At 64.4% G+C, this 18388-nt stretch carries 12 protein-coding genes and 1 tRNA gene; 6 read left to right on the top strand and 7 right to left on the bottom strand.

Annotated elements, in window-relative coordinates; translation table 11 throughout:
- Positions 1–6: 6 nt before the first annotated feature.
- Both Q1M07_RS08865 and gltX read right to left on the bottom strand, forming a co-directional pair.
- Positions 7–82 (bottom strand) — tRNA-Ala (locus Q1M07_RS08865).
- A 115-nt stretch (positions 83–197) separates the two neighbouring features.
- Positions 198–1616: a glutamate--tRNA ligase gene (gltX, locus tag Q1M07_RS08860; RefSeq protein WP_300453112.1), complete on the bottom strand. Its 1419-nt coding sequence runs from the start codon at positions 1614–1616 to the stop codon at positions 198–200.
- A 175-nt stretch (positions 1617–1791) separates the two neighbouring features.
- Here gltX and Q1M07_RS08855 point away from each other — a divergent pair, with 175 nt between their 5' ends.
- Positions 1792–3957 carry an exonuclease domain-containing protein gene (locus Q1M07_RS08855; RefSeq protein WP_300453110.1) on the top strand — a complete coding sequence of 722 codons (2166 nt, stop codon included), beginning with the start codon at positions 1792–1794 and terminating at the stop codon, positions 3955–3957.
- A 328-nt stretch (positions 3958–4285) separates the two neighbouring features.
- Entirely contained in the window at positions 4286–5083 is a 798-nt protein-coding gene (tcdA, locus tag Q1M07_RS08850) for a tRNA cyclic N6-threonylcarbamoyladenosine(37) synthase TcdA (RefSeq protein ID WP_300453108.1), read from the top strand.
- Positions 5084–5143: 60 nt separating this feature from the next.
- Here the strand turns inward: tcdA and Q1M07_RS08845 are convergent, their stop codons facing one another.
- Positions 5144–6934: a diguanylate cyclase gene (locus Q1M07_RS08845; protein WP_300453106.1), complete on the bottom strand. Its 1791-nt coding sequence runs from the start codon at positions 6932–6934 to the stop codon at positions 5144–5146.
- A gap of 343 nt (positions 6935–7277) precedes the next feature.
- Here Q1M07_RS08845 and Q1M07_RS08840 point away from each other — a divergent pair, with 343 nt between their 5' ends.
- Together Q1M07_RS08840 and Q1M07_RS08835 are read left to right on the top strand one after the other, a co-directional pair.
- The gene (locus Q1M07_RS08840; protein ID WP_300453104.1) at positions 7278–8021 is read left to right on the top strand and encodes a TerC family protein; all 744 of its coding nucleotides are present in this window, start codon (positions 7278–7280) and stop codon (positions 8019–8021) included.
- Positions 8018–8446 carry a universal stress protein gene (locus tag Q1M07_RS08835; protein ID WP_300453102.1) on the top strand — a complete coding sequence of 143 codons (429 nt, stop codon included), beginning with the start codon at positions 8018–8020 and terminating at the stop codon, positions 8444–8446. Before Q1M07_RS08840 ends, Q1M07_RS08835 begins: the two co-directional genes overlap by 4 nt.
- Before the next feature lie 33 nt (positions 8447–8479).
- Here the strand turns inward: Q1M07_RS08835 and hslU are convergent, their stop codons facing one another.
- The 3 genes from hslU to Q1M07_RS08820 are packed head-to-tail and all read right to left on the bottom strand — an operon-like array spanning position 8480 to position 11587.
- The gene (gene hslU, locus Q1M07_RS08830) at positions 8480–9811 is read right to left on the bottom strand and encodes an ATP-dependent protease ATPase subunit HslU (protein WP_300453100.1); all 1332 of its coding nucleotides are present in this window, start codon (positions 9809–9811) and stop codon (positions 8480–8482) included.
- A gap of 2 nt (positions 9812–9813) precedes the next feature.
- Positions 9814–10350 carry an ATP-dependent protease subunit HslV gene (hslV, locus tag Q1M07_RS08825; RefSeq protein WP_300453098.1) on the bottom strand — a complete coding sequence of 179 codons (537 nt, stop codon included), beginning with the start codon at positions 10348–10350 and terminating at the stop codon, positions 9814–9816.
- A 25-nt stretch (positions 10351–10375) separates the two neighbouring features.
- Positions 10376–11587 (bottom strand): STAS domain-containing protein, encoded by a 1212-nt coding sequence (locus Q1M07_RS08820; protein WP_300453096.1) that lies wholly within the window; start codon positions 11585–11587, stop codon positions 10376–10378.
- Positions 11588–12084: 497 nt separating this feature from the next.
- Between Q1M07_RS08820 and Q1M07_RS08815 the strand changes: the two genes are divergently transcribed.
- The gene (locus tag Q1M07_RS08815) at positions 12085–13365 is read left to right on the top strand and encodes a glycerate kinase (RefSeq protein ID WP_300453094.1); all 1281 of its coding nucleotides are present in this window, start codon (positions 12085–12087) and stop codon (positions 13363–13365) included.
- Between the two features lie 105 nt (positions 13366–13470).
- On the top strand, positions 13471–15480 hold the full coding sequence (locus Q1M07_RS08810) for an acyl CoA:acetate/3-ketoacid CoA transferase (protein ID WP_300453092.1): 2010 nt from the start codon (positions 13471–13473) through the stop codon (positions 15478–15480).
- 47 nt (positions 15481–15527) lie between these two features.
- Here the strand turns inward: Q1M07_RS08810 and glnE are convergent, their stop codons facing one another.
- Complete coding sequence (glnE, locus tag Q1M07_RS08805; protein ID WP_300453090.1) at positions 15528–18272, bottom strand: bifunctional [glutamate--ammonia ligase]-adenylyl-L-tyrosine phosphorylase/[glutamate--ammonia-ligase] adenylyltransferase; 2745 nt, start codon at positions 18270–18272, stop codon at positions 15528–15530.
- Positions 18273–18388 lie beyond the last annotated feature (116 nt).

The following is an 18388-nucleotide window of genomic DNA, read 5'->3' as shown; positions in this document are numbered from 1 at the left end:
GTGTTCTGGTGGAGGTACGCGGGATCGAACCGCGGACCTCTTGCATGCCATGCAAGCGCTCTCCCAGCTGAGCTATACCCCCGTCCCGAAAGAAGGCGCGATTATAAGGAAGCTGCTCGGCGCTGTAAAGCGCTGTCGCAGCAAGTTCAGCTGCGGCGGGCGCCAGATCGGCTGGCGAGCAGGAACCAAAACGCGCCTCACGGCTGCTCGGCCGCCGGAAGCTCTGCGCTGCAGCGTGCCGCCAGCCGCGCGAGCACCGTTTGACGTGTGAATGACACGACCAAAGCATCGACCGAAGGCGTCTGTTCCTGGCCGGTCAGCAGCACGCGGATCGGCATCGCTAGTTTCGCCATCTTCAGCCCGTACCGGGCGGCGGATTCCTTGATCAGAGCGGCTATCGCCTTGGCTTCCCAAGCGACGTCGGGCAAGCGGGCAAGGAAGTCGGACAATGGCGGCAACACTTCCGGCGTCAGATGTTTGGCCAGCAACTCGGCCCTGGGGTGCGGCTCGACGTAGAACAACTCGGCCGCGTCGGCCAAGCCGTTGAGACTGACGACGCGTTCCCGGTAGAGTCCGACGATGCCTTCGAGCGACGGCGCGTTCCCCAGTGTCACCCCGCGTGCCTCGAGGCGCTGGCGTACCAGGCTGGCCAGCCGGTCCGGATCGGTACGCCTAAGGTAATGAGCGTTCAGCCAGTTCAGCTTTTCACTGTTGAACTGTGCCGCCGACGGCGTGATATGGTCGAGGTCGAACCATTCGCAGAACTGCTGCATCGAGAATACTTCGTCGTCACCGTGCGACCAGCCTAAGCGCGCGAGATAGTTGAGCACGGCTTCCGGCAGGTAACCGTCCTCTTCGTATTGCATGACGCTGACCGCTCCGTGCCGCTTGGACAGTTTCTGCCCATCGTCCCCGAGGATCATCGACAAGTGTGCGTAAAGCGGTACCGGCGCGGCAAGCGCGCGCAGGATGTTGATCTGGCGTGGGGTATTGTTGACGTGATCGTCGCCGCGGATGACGTGCGTGATACCCATGTCCCGATCATCGACGACGACACAGAAATTATAGGTCGGCGTACCGTCGGCGCGTGCGATGACCAGATCGTCGAGTTCGCTATTGGCGATTTCGATGCGGCCTTTGACGAGGTCGTCCCAAGCAACCGTTCCTTTGTCCGGGTTCCTGAAACGGACCACCGGCTGAACCCCGATCGGCGGTGTCGGCAACGTCTTGCCGGGTTCCGGACGCCAGAAGCCGTTGTAGCGCGGCTTCTCGCCTCGCGCGCGCTGGGTATCGCGCAGGCGCTCGAGTTCCTCCGGCGCCATGTAGCAGTGATAGGCACTGCCGGTAGCGAGCATTTCCGCGATCACGGCGCGGTAGCGATCCATCCGTTGAGTCTGATAGAACGGGCCCTCGTCGTAGTCGAGGCCGAGCCAATGCATGCCGTCGAGAATCGCCTGTACGGCTTCTGGCGTCGAACGGGCGAGATCGGTGTCCTCGACGCGCAGGATGAAGCGGCCGCCGTGGCGGCGGGCGTACGCCCAGGAAAATAGAGCCGTACGCGCGCCGCCGATGTGCAGGAAGCCGGTCGGGGAAGGGGCAAAACGGGTACGGATCATGATCGTCGGTCGCTGTCTCAGGAAAGCGCCTATTTTAGACCGCCGCCGGGTTGCCGCGCGGCTCGGCCGCGACCGCCGACGCGAGCGACAGGCGTTAAGCCGGTAAAATGGGCGGTGCACGGAAAGGAACGCGATGAATGCCACAAACCTTGCGGTTGTTGAGCGGCTCTCTGCGATGAACGCGCGCGCTCGTTTCATTGCTGCCGTGATCATTCTCGGCCTGCTGATGACCGGACCTTTCGTCATCACGGCTGGCCTGATCTGGGCAGGCGCACAGCCTGACGAACAGGCGCGGCTTGCCGAGTTGATCGCACCGCACCTGTCGCTCGGCGTAATGATGACCGCTTTCGGTTTCGTTCTGGGCCTTCTGGTGATGCGCCATTTGTTTGGCCAATACGTTCACGGCCTGCTCAGGATGGTCGAGAATCTGCGCCTGATGCTGTCGGCCAACCGCGATTTCAGGGTGACGCCGGAAGGGCCGCCAGAAGTCCGCCTGCTGGCGCAGGCGGCCAACGCGCTGGCGGAGCAGCGGGATGGCCTGATGGACGACGTAAACGCTCAGATTATCGCCGCCAAGGCCTCGGTGGAGGAGGAAAAGAACCGGCTCGCCGCCCTGATGTCCGAGCTGGCGCAAGCGGTTGTGGTGTGCAACCTGGACGGCCGCATCCTGCTCTACAACAGCCGTGCGCGCTTGCAGTTCAGAGCCTTGGCGCAAGGGGGCACGGCGCTCGCGAGCGGCGCCCTGATTGGTCTCGGCCGCTCGATCTTTTCGATTCTCGAACGCAATCAGATCGACCACGCGCTGGAAGTGGTTCGCCAGCGGCTGGGCAGAAGCGCCGCGACAGCGATCGCCAACTTCATCACGACGGCGCGCGGCGGACAACTGCTGCGCGTTCAACTGGTTCCCGTGCTGGCGACCAGCGATGATGCGGGACACAGCGCAATGACCGGTTATGTGCTCACCGTAGAGAACATCACACGCAGCCTCGAGCAGGAGTCGCGCCGCGACCAGGTTCTGCAATCGCTGACCGATGGCAGCCGGGGCAGCCTGGCGAACATCCGCGTCGCCGTTGGCAACCTGACCGACTATCCCGACATGGGGCCGGAGATTCGCGAGCGCTTCGTCGGCATCATCAGCGACGAGGTCGTGCGTATGAGTCAGCGGCTCGATCGCACCATGAGTGAGTTTGCCGATTCGCTGAAGACTCGCTGGCCACTCGAGGACGTGCTGGGAGCCGACATTCTGGCCGCTGCGCGACGCCGCATCGAGCAGCAGTTGGGTCTGCCGACCAAGAACGAGGAGATCGACGAAACTCTGTGGCTGCGGGCGGAGAGCTTTTCGCTGGTCTTCTCGATCTGTTTTCTCACCTCCCGCCTGATCGAGCACTATCAGATCAAGGAGCTTCGCTTCCGGCTTCTACCTTTCGGAAAACTGGCCTACCTGGATCTCATCTGGGCTGGTCACGCGATGTCGTCGGAAGCCTCCTACACCTGGGAAACCGAGACCATGCAATTGGGCAGGGAGGTGTCGCCATTGTCGCTGCGCGACGTGGTTGATCGTCACGGAGGCGAAATCTGGTACGAGCGGGAGAAGGCCGCGCATCGTGCCTTTTTCCGCTTTGTTCTCCCGGTCGCTTCGCCGGATCATCAGATCGCCGGAGAAGCGATCGACGACAGCGGTGTACGTCCCGAGTATTACGACTTCGACTTGTTTCATTTTCGGGACCAGAGCATCGACCTCGATCGCCCGCTGTCGGATCTGGCTTATACGGTCTTCGATACCGAAACCACCGGGCTTGAGCCCGCCGCCGGCGACGAGATCATCCAGATCGGCGCGGTACGCATCGTCAACGGCCGCCTGCTGCGCAACGAAAGCTTCGATCAACTGGTCGATCCCGAACGTTTCCTGCGCCCGGCGGGCGTCCGCATCCACGGCATCACCGCCGACATGCTGCGCGGCCAGCCGACGATTGACATCGTTCTCCCCGCTTTTCACGACTTCTGTAGCGAAACGGTGCTCGTGGCGCACAACGCCGCCTTCGACATGCGCTTTTTGCAACTCAAGGAAGAGCGAACCGGCGTGGTGTTCACGCAGCCGGTCCTCGATACGCTGCTCCTGTCAGGGGTACTGCACTCCAATCAGGAGTCCCACCAACTGGACGACATCGCCGAGCGGCTCGGGGTCGCGATCGAAGGTCGACACAGCGCGCGAGGCGACGCCTGCGCGACCGCCGAAGTTTTCCTGAAGATGCTGCCGCTGCTCGCCCAAACGGGAATCACCACGCTGAGGCAGGCCCTGGAGGCTTCGGAGAAGACCTACTTCGCCCGCGTGAAATACTGAGCGTTGCCGAATCGTCTTCTCCGGGTGCCCGCTGTTGGCCACAGTTGGCCGACGACTGCTGCGGGTTTCCGCTAAACTCGCAGTACACGAGCCAGCGGGGAGACGTGATGGATGGTAGATGTTTGCCGCGTCGGCGATTGTCGGTGCCGATGAGCGGCCGGTTGACGACTGTCGAGCTGGCCGAAATGCGTTGCCGTAAGCTCCTCCCGACGGAACTCCAGGCGGCACCGCCAAACTCGGGCGCCCGGCGTTCGGCAGGCGTGGACTTCCGCGGAATTCCGCGCGATGCGCCTTGCGGCGGCGTCTTCTGCCACTGCGTCACGCCACGATGAGCGAAGCGACGGCCGATCCGGCCCGGCGTTTCGGCGGCATCGCCCGCCTTTACGGACCGGCCGCCTGGCAACGTTTCACCAGCGCTCGAGTCGCGGTGGTCGGCATCGGCGGTGTCGGATCGTGGGCGGCAGAGGCGCTGGCACGTTCGGCCGTCGGTGGAATCACACTGATCGATCTGGACATGGTTGCCGAATCCAACGTCAACCGCCAGGTTCACGCGCTCGACGGCGCCTTCGGCCTGGCCAAGGTCAGCGCGATGGCGCAGCGCATCAAGGCGATCAACCCGGATTGCGTGATCACCGAAGTCGAGGATTTCGTGGCCCCGGAGAACGTCGAGACGATTCTCGATGGCCGTTTCGACTACGTCATCGACGCCATCGATCAAGTACGCGCCAAGGCGGCGATGATCGCCTGGTCGAAGCGTCACGCGGTCCCGCTCATCACCGCCGGTGGCGCGGGCGGGCAGGCCGACCCGACACGGATTCGGATTGCCGACCTCGCGCTGACCATCCAGGACCCCCTGCTGGCCAGGGTACGATCGCTGCTGCGGAAGGACTACCATTTCACCCGCGAAGCGAAGAAGACGTTCGGAATTCCCGCCGTCTTTTCCGGCGAGCCCTTACGCTATCCGGAGCGCGCCACCGCGTGCGAGCCGGCGCGTCGCCCGGGCGGTCTGAACTGTGCCGGCTTCGGTTCGTCGGTCTGCGTCACTGCGGTTTTCGGGTTGCTGGCGGCCGGCGAAGTGCTCAGGTCACTGGCCGGCCGACGCGATCAGGCCGGCGACGAGAGGTGAAGCGAGAGCGGCCTCCGGGTACTCGCCAGCGTTCCGCGCGACGCTCGCCAGGGCCTCGCTTTAGCCGATCAACACGCGATTCTTTCCGGCCTGCTTGGCGGCATACATGGCTTCGTCGGCGCGCTTGGTGACCGAGGCCTGCGTATCGTCCGAACGGAAATCGGTTACGCCAGCGCTGAAGGTGATCAGTTGCCGGTTGTTGTTGTGCAGAAAAAAGCGACGCGTCAGCTCGCGCTGCAGGCGGACGACGGCCGTCTGCGCGTCGTCGATCGACGTATCGGGCAGCAGGATGATGAATTCCTCGCCACCGAAGCGTGCGATCGTATCGTGCGGCCGCATGGTTTCCCGAATCACCGTCGCGAGATGAATCAGCGCCGCATCGCCCGCGTCGTGGCCGAGAGAATCGTTAAGCTTCTTGAAGTTGTCGATGTCCAGCAAAGCGACGCAGAGGCTGGACTGGCGGCGCTGGGAGCGGGCCGCTTCCTTGCCAAAGGCTTCTTCGAGACCACGGCGGTTGAGCGTACCGGTGAGCTGGTCGTGGCGCACCAGCGTGCTGGCCTTGTCGAGTTCCGCCTGTAGTTCGCTGATCCGCTGCTCGGCTTCTTCGACGCGCAGCCTGGCCGCACGGAGCTCGTCACGGGAGCGTTGAGCATTCAACTGAATGATGCGTGTCTCGCGCACCACTTCCGCAAGAACACCCTGGAGTTCGGAGATGTCTTCGGCCTTGCTGATCCGGGCGGCGCAGACCTCGATCTTGTCGTGATAGTCCGATGTCGTGTCGGCGAATTCGGCCAGATGATCGACAAAGCCGGCCAGCATCTGCTTGAGCGCTTCCTTGGCCTCGTTGAGGCTTTGCTTGAGCTGGCTCTGCTTGAAAATGACTTCCTTGAGTCGGCTTTCGGCGTCGCCGATAGAGCGAATGCTCAAAGGTTGCGCGACGATATCACGCACGATGTCGATCTGCCCTTTCAGCCAGTGGTCCTCGACGACCAGCTCGCCAACGTTCTCGATCAGCAACTGCAGCAGCTTGAGCAGGCCGGCACGCAGTTCGGCGCGGTCTTCGGCCAGAATTTCCAAGCGGAAGGTGAAGCGTTTGACGCCTGCCAGCAATCCGTCGATCGCCGCGCGCGAGGTCGCGGTGCGTACCTTGTGCGCCAGATCCCGCGCGTTGGCCGCCAAGTCCGGCTCGTCGTCGAGTTGGGTGGCGACGACGACTTCGAGTGTGTACGCGAACAGATCACGCAACTCGGTCGACAGCTCGCTGACACCATCCGTAATTGCCGGTGTGTCGCTGGCGTCGGCTGGCGGTGCCGCCGTCTGTGCGGCTGCCGTCTCGGCGGCGACGAGAGGCATCTCGTCGGCTACCGGAGCATTGCTCGCCCACGATCTGACCAAGCCCTGCAAGCGTCCGAAAAACAGCTCGCGGTTCGTCGAACCACCGGCCAGAACACGTTCCAGCGACTCCCGCTTGCGAGCGACGGTAAGGCCCGCTTGCTTGCCTTCCCACTGGCGCAGGAAGTCGGCCAACAACTCGCTCCACGGTAGTTCGTATTCCTTGCCGATCTCCCTTACGAGTTCGCCGATGCCCTGCTGGATTTTCTCCCAGCTCCCGCCTTTGAGTGCCAGTCCAAATCGTTTGGCCAGTTTTTGCTGAACCGGCGTCTCACGTGGCAGCGAGGCAAGGAGCGCGTTCAATTCGCGCTCCGGAAAGGGCTCGCCAGAAACGTCAGCGATGCCGGCGATCTCGTGGTAGAGCGCCCGGTAGTTCTCGGGGGATGGGGACATCCGCCTTACCGCCAACAGGCGCAAGGCTTCACGCGCAATTTCGGATGGGTTTGACAGGCTGGGCATGGCACAACACCGAGAAAACAGTCGGTGCATTCTAGCAGTGGCTCGCCAGTGGCGAAACAATGGCCTGTCGACAGCAAACGCGCCGGTCGTCGCTCCGTCTGTCGACAGGCGACGATTGTCGTCTCTTCTACTCAGGCGCCAGCTTGAAAGCGGGTTGATATCAGACGACGGCGTATGAACCAGGCCTTGTCCTGTTGGGCAAGGCTCTCCGAGTTTGTTCATCGGCCAAGTGTGAGACAATGCGCGACTCTTTATGTCCAGTCGCCTTTTGCCAGAGTCGCTTATCCGCTTCCGACCTGCGTGAAGGAAAGCCGCCAAACTGACGGAAGGATGAGGAAGATAAATGCACGATCTCGCTTCGCCGGTTTTCTGGGTGTCCGTACTCCAGATCATCGCCATCGACATCCTGCTCGGTGGCGACAACGCCGTGGTCATTGCGCTTGCCTGCCGGAAGTTGCCCCAAGCGCAGCGCAACAAGGGAATTTTTTGGGGCGTTTTCGGCGCCATCGGCCTGCGGATCGCCTTGATCTATTTCGCGCTGCAACTGCTGGCGATTTCTTACTTGAAGATCGTCGGCGGGTTACTGTTGTTCTGGATCGGTATCAAGCTGGTACTCCCCGAACACGAGGACGCGCACGGCGCCGTTCAGGGCAGCAGCACGCTCATCGGAGCGATCAAGACGATCATTGTCGCCGACGCCGTGATGAGCATCGACAACGTCATCGCGGTGGCCGGCGCGGCACATGGTTCGATCGTTCTCGTCGTTTTCGGCATTACCGTCTCGATTCCGATAGTCGTCTGGGGCAGCAAACTGGTGCTTGCGCTGATGGACCGCTTCCCGGTCGTGATCACGGCCGGTGGTGCGCTCCTCGGCTGGATCGGTGGCGGTATGCTGGTCACCGACCCGGCGCTGCCCGCGACCTGGCGAGATCTCATTCCCCACGCCAGCACGCTGGCCTCGGCCACCGGCGCGCTGCTCGTCGTCGTCGTCGGCAAGTGGCTGGCCAACCGGCAGTACGCGGCACAGCGCAAGGCCGAACTGGCCACGACGGCTGCCCAGACTCGCCAGACAGGAGATGCGCAATGAGTGCTCTGTGGTTGGTTCCGGTCGATGGTTCGCCGCATGCGCTGCGCGCCGTCGAGTACGTCGTTCGCGAAGCGGCCAGGGATGCGGTTGCGCCGGTAATCATTCTGCTGAACGTACAGGCGCCCTTACCTTCCGACGTCACCCGCTTCGTGGACAGCACAGTCGTCCATGATTACCACCGTGACGCGGGAGAGGTCGCTCTGGCCAGTGCGCGCGCCAAACTGGAGGCCGCCGGGCTGTCCTGCTCGGCGCACATTGTGGTCGGCGAGACCGCCCAGACGATCGTCGATTTCGCCAGCCGGCAGCACTGCACGCAGATCGTCATGGGAGCGCGCGGCCTCGGTTCGGTCGCCGGGGTATTGCTCGGTTCGGTCACCAACCGCGTCGTCCACCTCACCGACCTGCCGGTTCTGGTCGTCAAATAGGAGCGACGAAGGTGCCGTAGCGGCCGGCGGCGGCTACAGGACGTAGCGCGAAAGATCCTCGTTCTGTGCCAGTTCTGCCAGGCGGCCGTCGACGTAGGTGGCATCGATGGCCACTGTCCCGCCCGAGCCTTTGCCGGCCGAAAACGACACGTCTTCGAGTAGCCGTTCCATGACGGTGTACAGGCGGCGCGCGCCGATGTTCTCGGTCCGCTCGTTGACCGACCAGGCGATTTCCGCCAGGCGCTTGACTCCGTCGGCGGAAAAATCGAGCGTCACTCCTTCCGTCGCCAGTAAGGCTTGGTACTGTTTGGTCAGGCAGGCGTCGGTTTGCGTCAGAATGCACTCGAAGTCGGCCACCGACAGCGAGTCGAGCTCGACGCGAATCGGAAAGCGCCCCTGCAATTCGGGAATCAGGTCCGAAGGTTTGGCGAGGTGAAACGCGCCGCTGGCGATGAAAAGTACGTGGTCGGTACGAATCATCCCGTACTTGGTCGACACGGTGGTGCCTTCGACAAGTGGTAACAGGTCGCGCTGCACGCCCTGACGCGAGACATCGACGCCATGCGTGTCACTGCGCGAGGCAATCTTGTCGATCTCATCGAGAAACACGATACCGTTCTGCTCGACGTTCCTGACGGCCTCCAGCTTGACTTCCTCGTCGTTGACCTGTTTCGCCGCTTCCTCGTCGATCAGCAAGCGACGCGCTTCGGAGATCTTCAGCTTGCGCGATTTCTTGCGACCACCCCCGATGTTCTGGAACATGCCCTGGATCTGTGCGGTCAGTTCCTCCATTCCCGGCGGCGCGAAGATCTCGGCCTGCATCGACGGCGCCGCGATGTCTACCTCGATCTCCTTGTCGTCGAGTTCGCCCTCGCGCAGTCGCTTGCGGAATTTCTGTCGTGTCGCATTGTCTTCGGTCGACTGCGCGTCGTTGAAGAAATTTCCGCGCGCCGGCGGCAACAGAGCGTCGAGGATGCGATCTTCGGCCGCATCCTCGGCGCGCGTTCGCACCCCTTTCATGGCTTGCTCACGACCGCTCTTGACGGCGATCTCGACCAGATCGCGAACGATCGTTTCGACGTCGCGCCCAACGTAGCCCACCTCGGTGAATTTGCTCGCCTCGACCTTGATGAAGGGTGCGTTGGCCAGTCGCGCCAGGCGACGCGCGATCTCGGTCTTGCCGACGCCGGTCGGGCCGATCATCAGGATATTTTTCGGTGTGATTTCCTGGCGCAAAGGTTCGGCCACCTGCCCCCGCCGCCAGCGGTTGCGCAGTGCGATGGCGACGGCTTTCTTTGCCTTGCCCTGACCGACAATGTGTTTATCGAGTTCGTAGACAATTTCCTGCGGGGTCATGGCCGACATGATTATTCCAGCACCTCGATGGTGAAGTTCTGATTGGTGTAGATGCACAGCTCGCTGGCGATCTGCAGCGATTTGCGGACGACCACCGCCGGATCGAGCTCGCTGTTCTCGACCAGTGCGCGTGCCGCCGAGTGGGCGAAAGCGCCTCCCGAGCCGATGGCCACGATGCCGTACTCGGGGTCGACGACGTCACCGTTGCCGGTAATGATCAGCGAGTTGTCCCGGTCGGCGACGGCCAGCATCGCCTCGAGCCGACGCAAAGCGCGATCGCTTCGCCAATCCTTGGCCAGTTCAACCGCCGAGCGCAGAAGATTTCCCTGGTACATGTCGAGTTTGGCCTCGAAACGCTCGAAGAGCGTAAAAGCGTCAGCCGTCCCTCCGGCGAAACCGGCCAGGATCTGCCCTTTGTGAATGCGCCGAACCTTGCGTGCGCTGGCTTTGATCACCAGATTGCCGAGCGTTACCTGCCCGTCGCCGCCCATGGCAACGCGATTGCCGCGACGAACCGAAAGGATCGTCGTACCGTGATACTGCTCCATGCAAGACTCCCGATGCTTGTCCTGGTCAATTTCTCGCGAGGACGATTTCGGCGACGTTCTTCAGGCCAACGACGCGGAACAACTCGGCCAGCAGGTGATTGGGGTGCCGAAAGACGATCTGCCGGCCCGTCCGCTTGACTGTCGCGAGCACGTTGAGCAAGGTGCCGGCGCTGAGAAAATCCATGCGCGTCACTGCCGAGCAGTCGATGAGTACCGGATCGTTGGCCGCCGCGTAGGCCAGTAGATCGCCAAAGCGCGACGACTTGACGTCGCCTTTGATCACATACGCCTCGGTTTCCAGGTCGCCGACTACCGCCAGCGTCAGGTCGAGCGCCGCCGGTTCGGTCTCCTGAACGCGATTGGGTTCCCAAGAAGGCGGGGAAATCTCGAAGGTCACCGCATAGTCGATCGCCACTTCCTCGAAGGCTTCGAGCTGGCCGCGCAACTGGCAGAACTCGAGTTTCAGCAGCCAGCAGCCACGATCCTCCGCACGGCCGGGGATGACCCGGCCGTCGAGCAACGCGGCGATTTGATCGCGGCCCAGCAACTCGACCTCGTGACGCTTCCGGCGGGCCTGCAGCAGCAGGGCGAGGAGTTGCTCGCAGCCGGCGGCGTCCAAGCGGCGCACCTTGGACAAATCGAGACGAAGGTGCAAGTTCTTGTCCACAGCCTGGCGAAGCGTATCGAAGCCCGCTGCGTTGTCACCGGTCAACTCGCCCTTGAACAACACGGTTCCCGTTGCCTTGGCACGGGTCGGCACGGCGGCCACCGCCTCCCGCCAACCCGGCGGTGATTTTTCGAAACACTCGGCGTACTCGATCTCGAGCGCTTCGAAAGCTGCTTTCTGACCGGTCAGCCGGAAAAAGTCAAACAACATCAGCCACAAGCGCTCGCCAGCACCGGATCGGTAAAGGCGCGTGGACTTCTCGAGCAGCGCGCGTACCGCCCGATCCTGGCCGTTGGCATACAGCATCGCTGCCTCTTCGGCGTCGGCGTCGATCGGATCGACTTCGGCCTCGACCTGGTACTCGGTCGATACCTCACTGAAAACGAACTCGCTGAGATCCAGCGGCGGAGTCTCCGGTTGCACCACCGGCGTGGCAAAGGGAAGATCTCCCCGCGCCAGTCCAGCGGCCGGAGGCGGTGTCGCGTTCTTGTGCTTATCTTCCGCCTCCGTGCCAGACACCGCCGCCCGTTCCTCGCGCGGACGCGGAACAGCCGCCGGTCGGGCAACCATTTTCTTTTCAGGCTTCTTGAAAAACGAGAAAACCATGGGCGGGAAGGCCTGCGGAGAGGTTGGCGAAAAATTCGTCTTGTAACACATCGCCCGGCACTCTGCAATTTGAAATGGCCCGCCGGCGCGCCGACGCAGGTTTGTGGCGAGTGGTGAACCGGATGTCGAGACAGCGCCGTCGGCCGGGAAGCAGGACGGGGAGCTTGTCTGTCCATGGTGTCCTGCCGGAGTTCGGTCGTGCCGACGAGGGTTGGGCGACGTTCCGGATGACCCGCGGCGCCGTTCATCGCCCCGAGCCGCCTGTGCGTGTTGAATGTGTCGCGGGTCTTCGGTGTGCCCGCGCCGAGTGATCGGGTGAGCGCCGCCTGGCGGAATCCGTGTCGCCGGAGAGGTCAGCTTGTCGGAGGAGGCGCCTTGCCGGTATGCTGCAGCGGCTCGACGTCGACCGCTGGATGTCCCAAGCCCGAGCGATCGGCGGCCGCCTGCCGAGGAGATCAAGGATGGAGAGCAAGCAAGCACGCCGACTGCTGCGCGACATGTTCGCGGCGGCGATCGCCGCCGCCCAGCCGGCACACTGCGTGCCGCCGCACCTGCCCGCTGCGCCGCCGCGCGGCCGGCTGATCGTGATTGGTGCCGGCAAGGCTTCGGCCGCGATGGCCAAAACCTTGGAGGACCACTGGCCGGGCGACTTGTGCGGACTGGTGGTGACCCGTTACGGCTACGCTCTTCCTTGCCGGCGCATCGAGATCGTCGAGGCGGCGCACCCGCTTCCGGATGCCGCCGGAGTCGCCGCCACGCGACGCATCGAAGCCCTGGTGCGCGGGCTCGGCGCCGACGATACCGTGCTGTGCCTGATCTCGGGCGGCGGCTCTTCGCTGCTTGTGCGGCCGCTCGACGGGCTGAGCCTGACCGACAAGCAGGCGCTCAGCAAAGCCTTGCTCAAGTCCGGGGCTTCGATCTCGGAGATCAACTGCGTCCGTCGTCACCTGTCGGCGATCAAGGGCGGGCGCCTGGCCGCAGCCTGTCATCCGGCGCGTGTGCTGAACCTCCTGATCTCTGACGTGCCGGGCGACAACCCGATCGACATCGCCTCCGGTCCGACGGTCGCTGACCCGACGCATTGCGACGAGGCGCTGGCGATCGTCCGCCGCTACGGTATCGTCGTCCCGCCGGAGGTGATCGAACTCCTCGAAAGTGGTCGCGGCGAGTCGATCAAGCCGGGCGACGCGCGCCTGGCCAGGGTGGAGACGCGCCTGATCGCGACGCCGCAGATGGCACTCGAAGCGGCCGCCGCGGTGGCGCGCCGGGCCGGTGTGGCGGCGCACGTTCTGGGTGACGCCATCGAAGGCGAAGCGCGTGATGTGGCCAAGGTCATGGCCGGGATTGCCTTGCAGGTGGCTGACCGCGGCCAGCCCTTCGCCGCGCCCTGCGTCCTGCTGTCCGGCGGCGAGACGACGGTCACCGTACGCGGCAGCGGGTGCGGCGGGCGCAATGTCGAGTTTCTGCTCGCCCTCGGCCTGGCGCTCAACGGCCATCGCCGCATCCACGCCATCGCCGGCGACACCGACGGGGTGGACGGCCTGGCCGAAATCGCCGGCGCCTGGTTGGCGCCGGACAGCCTGAGCCGTGCCTGGGCCAAGGGCATCGCGCCGCTCGCCAGCCTCGACGACAACGACGGCCACACGTTTTTCGGCGCCTTGGGCGACTCTCTGGTCACTGGCCCGACGCTGACCAACGTCAATGACTTCCGGGCGATCCTGGTTGACGACCGGCCTGCCTGATCGTTCTCCGACGTGTCGCGGCGAGATCAAGCCGGCGACGGCGATGACCGTCCGCCAGCCGCCGGAGATCGCGGAAGCGACTCACCCGAACGAGAGGAGTATCGAATGTCCCAACACCCCATGCTTGCCTCACTGCGCGGCAGCGATACCGGCAAAGTGATGAGCGCGCGCCAGGCGGTGCAGCTCATCCGCGACGGCGACACGCTGGCCACGGCCGGCTTCGTCGGCATCGGCTTCGCCGAGAACATTGCCGTCGCCATCGAGGCGCTGTTTCTTGACAGCAGGAAAACCGACCGGCAGGGTCTCGGCCGGCCGCGCAACCTGACACTGGTCTATGCCGCCGGCCAGGGCGACGGCAAGGAGCGCGGCCTCAACCACCTCGGCCACGACGGGCTGCTCAAGCGCGTCATCGGCGGTCACTGGGGCCTGGTACCCAAGCTGCAGCGACTGGCGGTGGCCAATCGCATCGAGGCCTGGAACCTGCCGCAAGGCGTGATCTGCCACCTTTTCCGCGACATCGCGGCCGGCAAACCGGGAACGCTGACCCGGGTCGGTCTGGGAACTTTCGTCGATCCGCGGCACGGTGGCGGCAAGTTGAACAAGCGGACCGTCGACAGCGGTGTCGATCTCGTTCGTCTGATGCCGGTCGACGGCAAGGACTATCTGTTCTACCGGGCCTTCCCGATCAACGTCGGCATCGTCCGCGGCACGACCGCCGATCCGGACGGCAACATCACGATGGAGAAGGAGGCTTTGACGCTCGAAGCGCAGGCCATCGCGATGGCGGCGCACAATTCGGGCGGCATCGTCATTGCCCAGGTCGAGCGGATCGCCGAACGCCACACGCTCAACTCGCGCCAAGTCAAGATACCCGGCGTCGTGGTGGACTGCGTGGTGGTGGCCGAAAAGCCCGAGTACCACATGCAGACCTTCGTCGAGACCTACAACCCCGCGTACTCCGGCGAAATACGCGTGCCGATGTCGGCCATCCCGGCGATGGCGATGGACGAGCGCAAGATCATCGCGCGTCGCGCCGCAATGGAGCTGTCGGCCAACGACGTGGTGAATCTTGGCATCGGCATGCCGGAGGGAATCGCCTCGGTCGCTGCCGAGGAGCAAATCATCGACCTGATCACTCTCACCGCCGAACCGGGGGTGATCGGCGGCGTGCCGGCCGGCGGCCTGAGTTTCGGCGCGGCGACCAATACGCAGGCCATCGTCGACCAACCGAGCCAGTTCGATTTCTACGATGGGGGTGGGCTGGATCTCGCCTTCCTGGGGCTGGCCCAGGCCGATCGCGAAGGAAATCTGAACGTATCGAAGTTCGGCCCCAGGCTGGCCGGCGCCGGCGGCTTCATCAACATCAGCCAGAATGCCAAGAAGGTGGTGTTCGTCGGCACCTTCAGCGCCGGCGGACTAAAGATCGCGCTGGCAGCCGGCGGCATCAGGATTCTGGCTGACGGCCAGGCGAGAAAGTTCGTACACGAAGTCGAACACCGCAGCTTCAGTGGTCCGGTGGCGGCGAAGGACGGCAAGACGGTGCTCTACATCACCGAACGCTGCGTCTTCCGCCTTTGCGCCGACGGGCTCGAACTGATCGAGATTGCCCGCGGCGTCGATCTGCAGCGCGACATTCTCGATCGCATGGACTTCGTTCCCATCATGCGGCAGGCACCGGCGCTCATGGACGAGCGGATCTTCGCCTCGCCACCCATGGGTCTGCGGCCGCAAATGCTGGAAATTCCGATTGCCGACCGACTGAGCTACGATGCCCGGCAAAACCTCTTCTTCGTCAACTTCGATGCCTTGTCGGTGCGTAGTGCGCAGGATATCGAGCGCATCCGTCAGGCCGTCGAGTGGAGGCTGGCGCCGATCGGCCACCAGGTTGCCGCGATCGTCAACTACGATCGTTTCAGCATCACGCCGGAACTGATCGACGACTACACCGGGATGGTCAAAAGCCTCATGGAGCGCTACTACAGCGCGGTGACGCGCTACACCTCGAGCACCTTCCTGCGCGCCAAGCTCGGCGAAGCCTTCAGGAAGCAGGTCGCCGACCCGAATATCTTCGCCACACGCCGCCAGGCGCAGCAGAACCTGCCGGACGGCGCTTGAGCGAATCGGTGTCGCCGCATCGGGTCCGGCGGCGGCGACGAGTCGGCTCAAGGCGTTCCGAACACCGCCTGCCACAGCGCGTTGACGGCGTCGATGCGGCGCCCGACGGCGGCGCGTTCGACGCGCGCCCGGCGGCCGGCGTTGAGTCGCTGCACGTGCTGGAGGCGGCGAAACTCGCGGTAGGCGCTGCGCACCGGTTCGGCCAGCCGGGTCGGGATCAGGCCGAGTTCGGCCGCGATGCCGAGCAGGGCGATGTTGCCGAGGTTGCCGCACAGCCGGGCGTGGCGGTGCGCGTAGCCGAGGATCAGATACTGGACGATGAACTCGACGTCGATGATGCCGCCCCGATCGTGCTTGATGTCGAAGCTCTCGGCGTTGCGCGAGGCGTGCTGGTCGAGCATGCGCTGGCGCATCGACAGCACTTCCTGGCGCAGCGTCGCCAGGTCGCGCGGCTGGCGCAGGATGTCGACGCGAATCGCCTCGAACTGCTCGCCGACCGCCGGGTCACCGGCGCAGAAACGCGCCCGCGTCAGCGCCTGGTGCTCCCACACCCAGGCGTGCTTGAGCTGATAGTCGCGAAACGCGGCGACCGGGCAGACGAGCATTCCCGAATCGCCGTTCGGCCGCAGCCGCAGGTCCACCTCGAAGAGCATGCCGGCCGAAGTCTGGGTCGACATCCAGGTGCTCATGCGCTGGCCGAGGCGGGCGTAGAGTTCGCCGGCGTCGGGCTCGGGGTCGTCGTGCAGGTAGACCAGGTCGAGGTCGGACGCGAAGCCGAGTTCCTTGCCGCCAAGCTTGCCGTAGCCGACGACGGCGAAGCGCGGCGGCCGCTCGGGATGCGGATGGCGCTGCTTGAGCTTTTGCCAGCAGAGATCGAGGGTCGTCTGCAGCAGGATGTCGGCCAGTTCGCTGAGCCGGTCGGCGAGGTGCTCGACGGTGTGCAGCCCGGCGATGTCCTGCGCCAGAAAGTGGAAAACCTGGGCGTGGTGGGCTTCGCGCAGGATGTCCATTTCGCGTTCGGTGTCGCCGGCGTGCTGCGCCAGACGTCCCTGCAGGTTGGTGCGGAACCCGTTCCAGTCGGTGCTGACGTCGAACATGCGCGGATCGAGCAGCTCGTCGAGCAGAATCGGGTGCCGCGTCAGGTAGTCGGCGGCCCATGACGAGCTGCCGATCAGCTCGGCGAGTTTGTTCAGTGCTTGTGGATATTGCTGCAGCAATGCCAGGTAGGCGCCGCGCCGGCTGATCGTTTCGAGAAAATCGAGACCGCGCTGCCAGGTGGCGTCGGGCGCGTCGGTGGCCGCTGCGGCGTCGATCAAGCGCGGACCGAGCGCGTCGATGCGCTCGCGGTTGCTGGCCGGCAGTTGCTGGTAACGGCTGCTTTGGCGGAAGCTTTGCAGACGTTCGAGCATCGCTTTGGGTTGTCGGAAGCCGAGCGTCGCCAGTGACTCGAACGCCTCGTCGCCGATCATCGGTGCGTCCCACAGCCCGGCCAGCGGATGTGTTCCCTCCTCGGGTTCGGAGAAGACCTGCTCGAAGTGGCGCGCGACGTTGGCCCGCTGAACGTCGAGAGCAGCGACAAAGGACTCCCAACCGTCGAAGCCGAGCGAGACGGCGATCAACCGGCGTTCGTCGTCGCCGGCCGGCAGGCGGTGGGTTTGCGCGTCGTCGACGTATTGCAGTCGGTGTTCGAGGCGACGCAGGAAGTCGTAGGCCACAGCCAGCTCGCGCGCGTGCTCGACCGGCAACAGACGGCGTTCGACGAGCAGTTCGAGAACGTGCAGCGTCGGCCGTGCCTGCAGCGCGGCATCGCGGCCGCCGCGAATCAACTGGAAGACCTGGGCGATGAATTCGATCTCGCGGATGCCGCCCGGACCGAGCTTGATGTGCTCGGCCATTTCCTTGCGTGCCACTTCGCGACGGATTTGCGCGTGCAGGGCGCGCATGGCGTTGATGGCACCGAAATCGAGGTACTTGCGGAAGACGAAGGGGCGGCCGATGTTCTGCAGCGCCGCGACCCATTCCGGCTGCAGGTTGGCGCCTTCGTTCATCACGCGCGCCTTGATCCACGCGTAGCGCTCCCATTCGCGGCCTTGCGCGATGAAGTAGTTTTCCAGCGAGCCGAGCGAGCCGACCAGCGGTCCGGAGTCGCCGTTCGGCCGCAGCCGCATGTCGACACGGAAGACCCGCCCGTCGCCGGTCAGGTCGCCGAGCGCGCCGATCAGGCGCTTGCCGAGGCGCAGGAAAAAATCGTAGTTGTCTATCCGGCGGCTGGCGCCGGCGGTCTGTCCTTCCTCGGGGTAGACGAAGATGTAGTCGACGTCCGACGAGACGTTCAGCTCGCGTCCGCCGAGCTTGCCCATGCCGACCACCAGCAGGCGCTGTGGCCGGCCGCGGCTATCGAGCGGTTCGCCGAACTGCTCGGCAAGCTGCCGGTGCAGGAAGTCGAGCGCGAAGTTGGTCGTCACGTCGGCCAGGCTGGTCATGCTTTCGACGATCTCGGCGAGCGGCGCGGCGGCGCCGAGGTCGCGCACGATGACGTTCGCCATGACGCGCTGACGAAGCTGGCGCAGCGCGCGCTTGAGGTCGTCGTCGCCGGCCGGCGCGGTGACGGTCAGGAAATCGTACATCTCGACGGCGCTGAGCGGCCGCGCGCCATGTTCGCCGAGCCAGGCGGCGAGTTCGGGCCGCGCGGCGAGCAGATCGCGCAGGTAGCGACTGTGCGCTTGCGCCTGCGGCCAGGGGGGACCGGGCGTTGGCGCAGCGGTGGCTTGGGGTTCGACGGGGGTTTCCATACTTCTTTCTCTCGCTTTTCCGTGGACGTTCGCCGCCGTCGCGTCGTGGGCACTGATGGGGCGGGGCAAAGCCGCTACAATGGGCGCTTCGACCGCCCGTTCAGATATCCCGACAT

The sequence above is a fragment of the Accumulibacter sp. genome, assembly GCF_029255285.1.
Taxonomy (GTDB): Bacteria; Pseudomonadota; Gammaproteobacteria; order Burkholderiales; family Rhodocyclaceae; genus Accumulibacter.
This window is presented reverse-complemented; position numbering and strand designations above follow the sequence as displayed.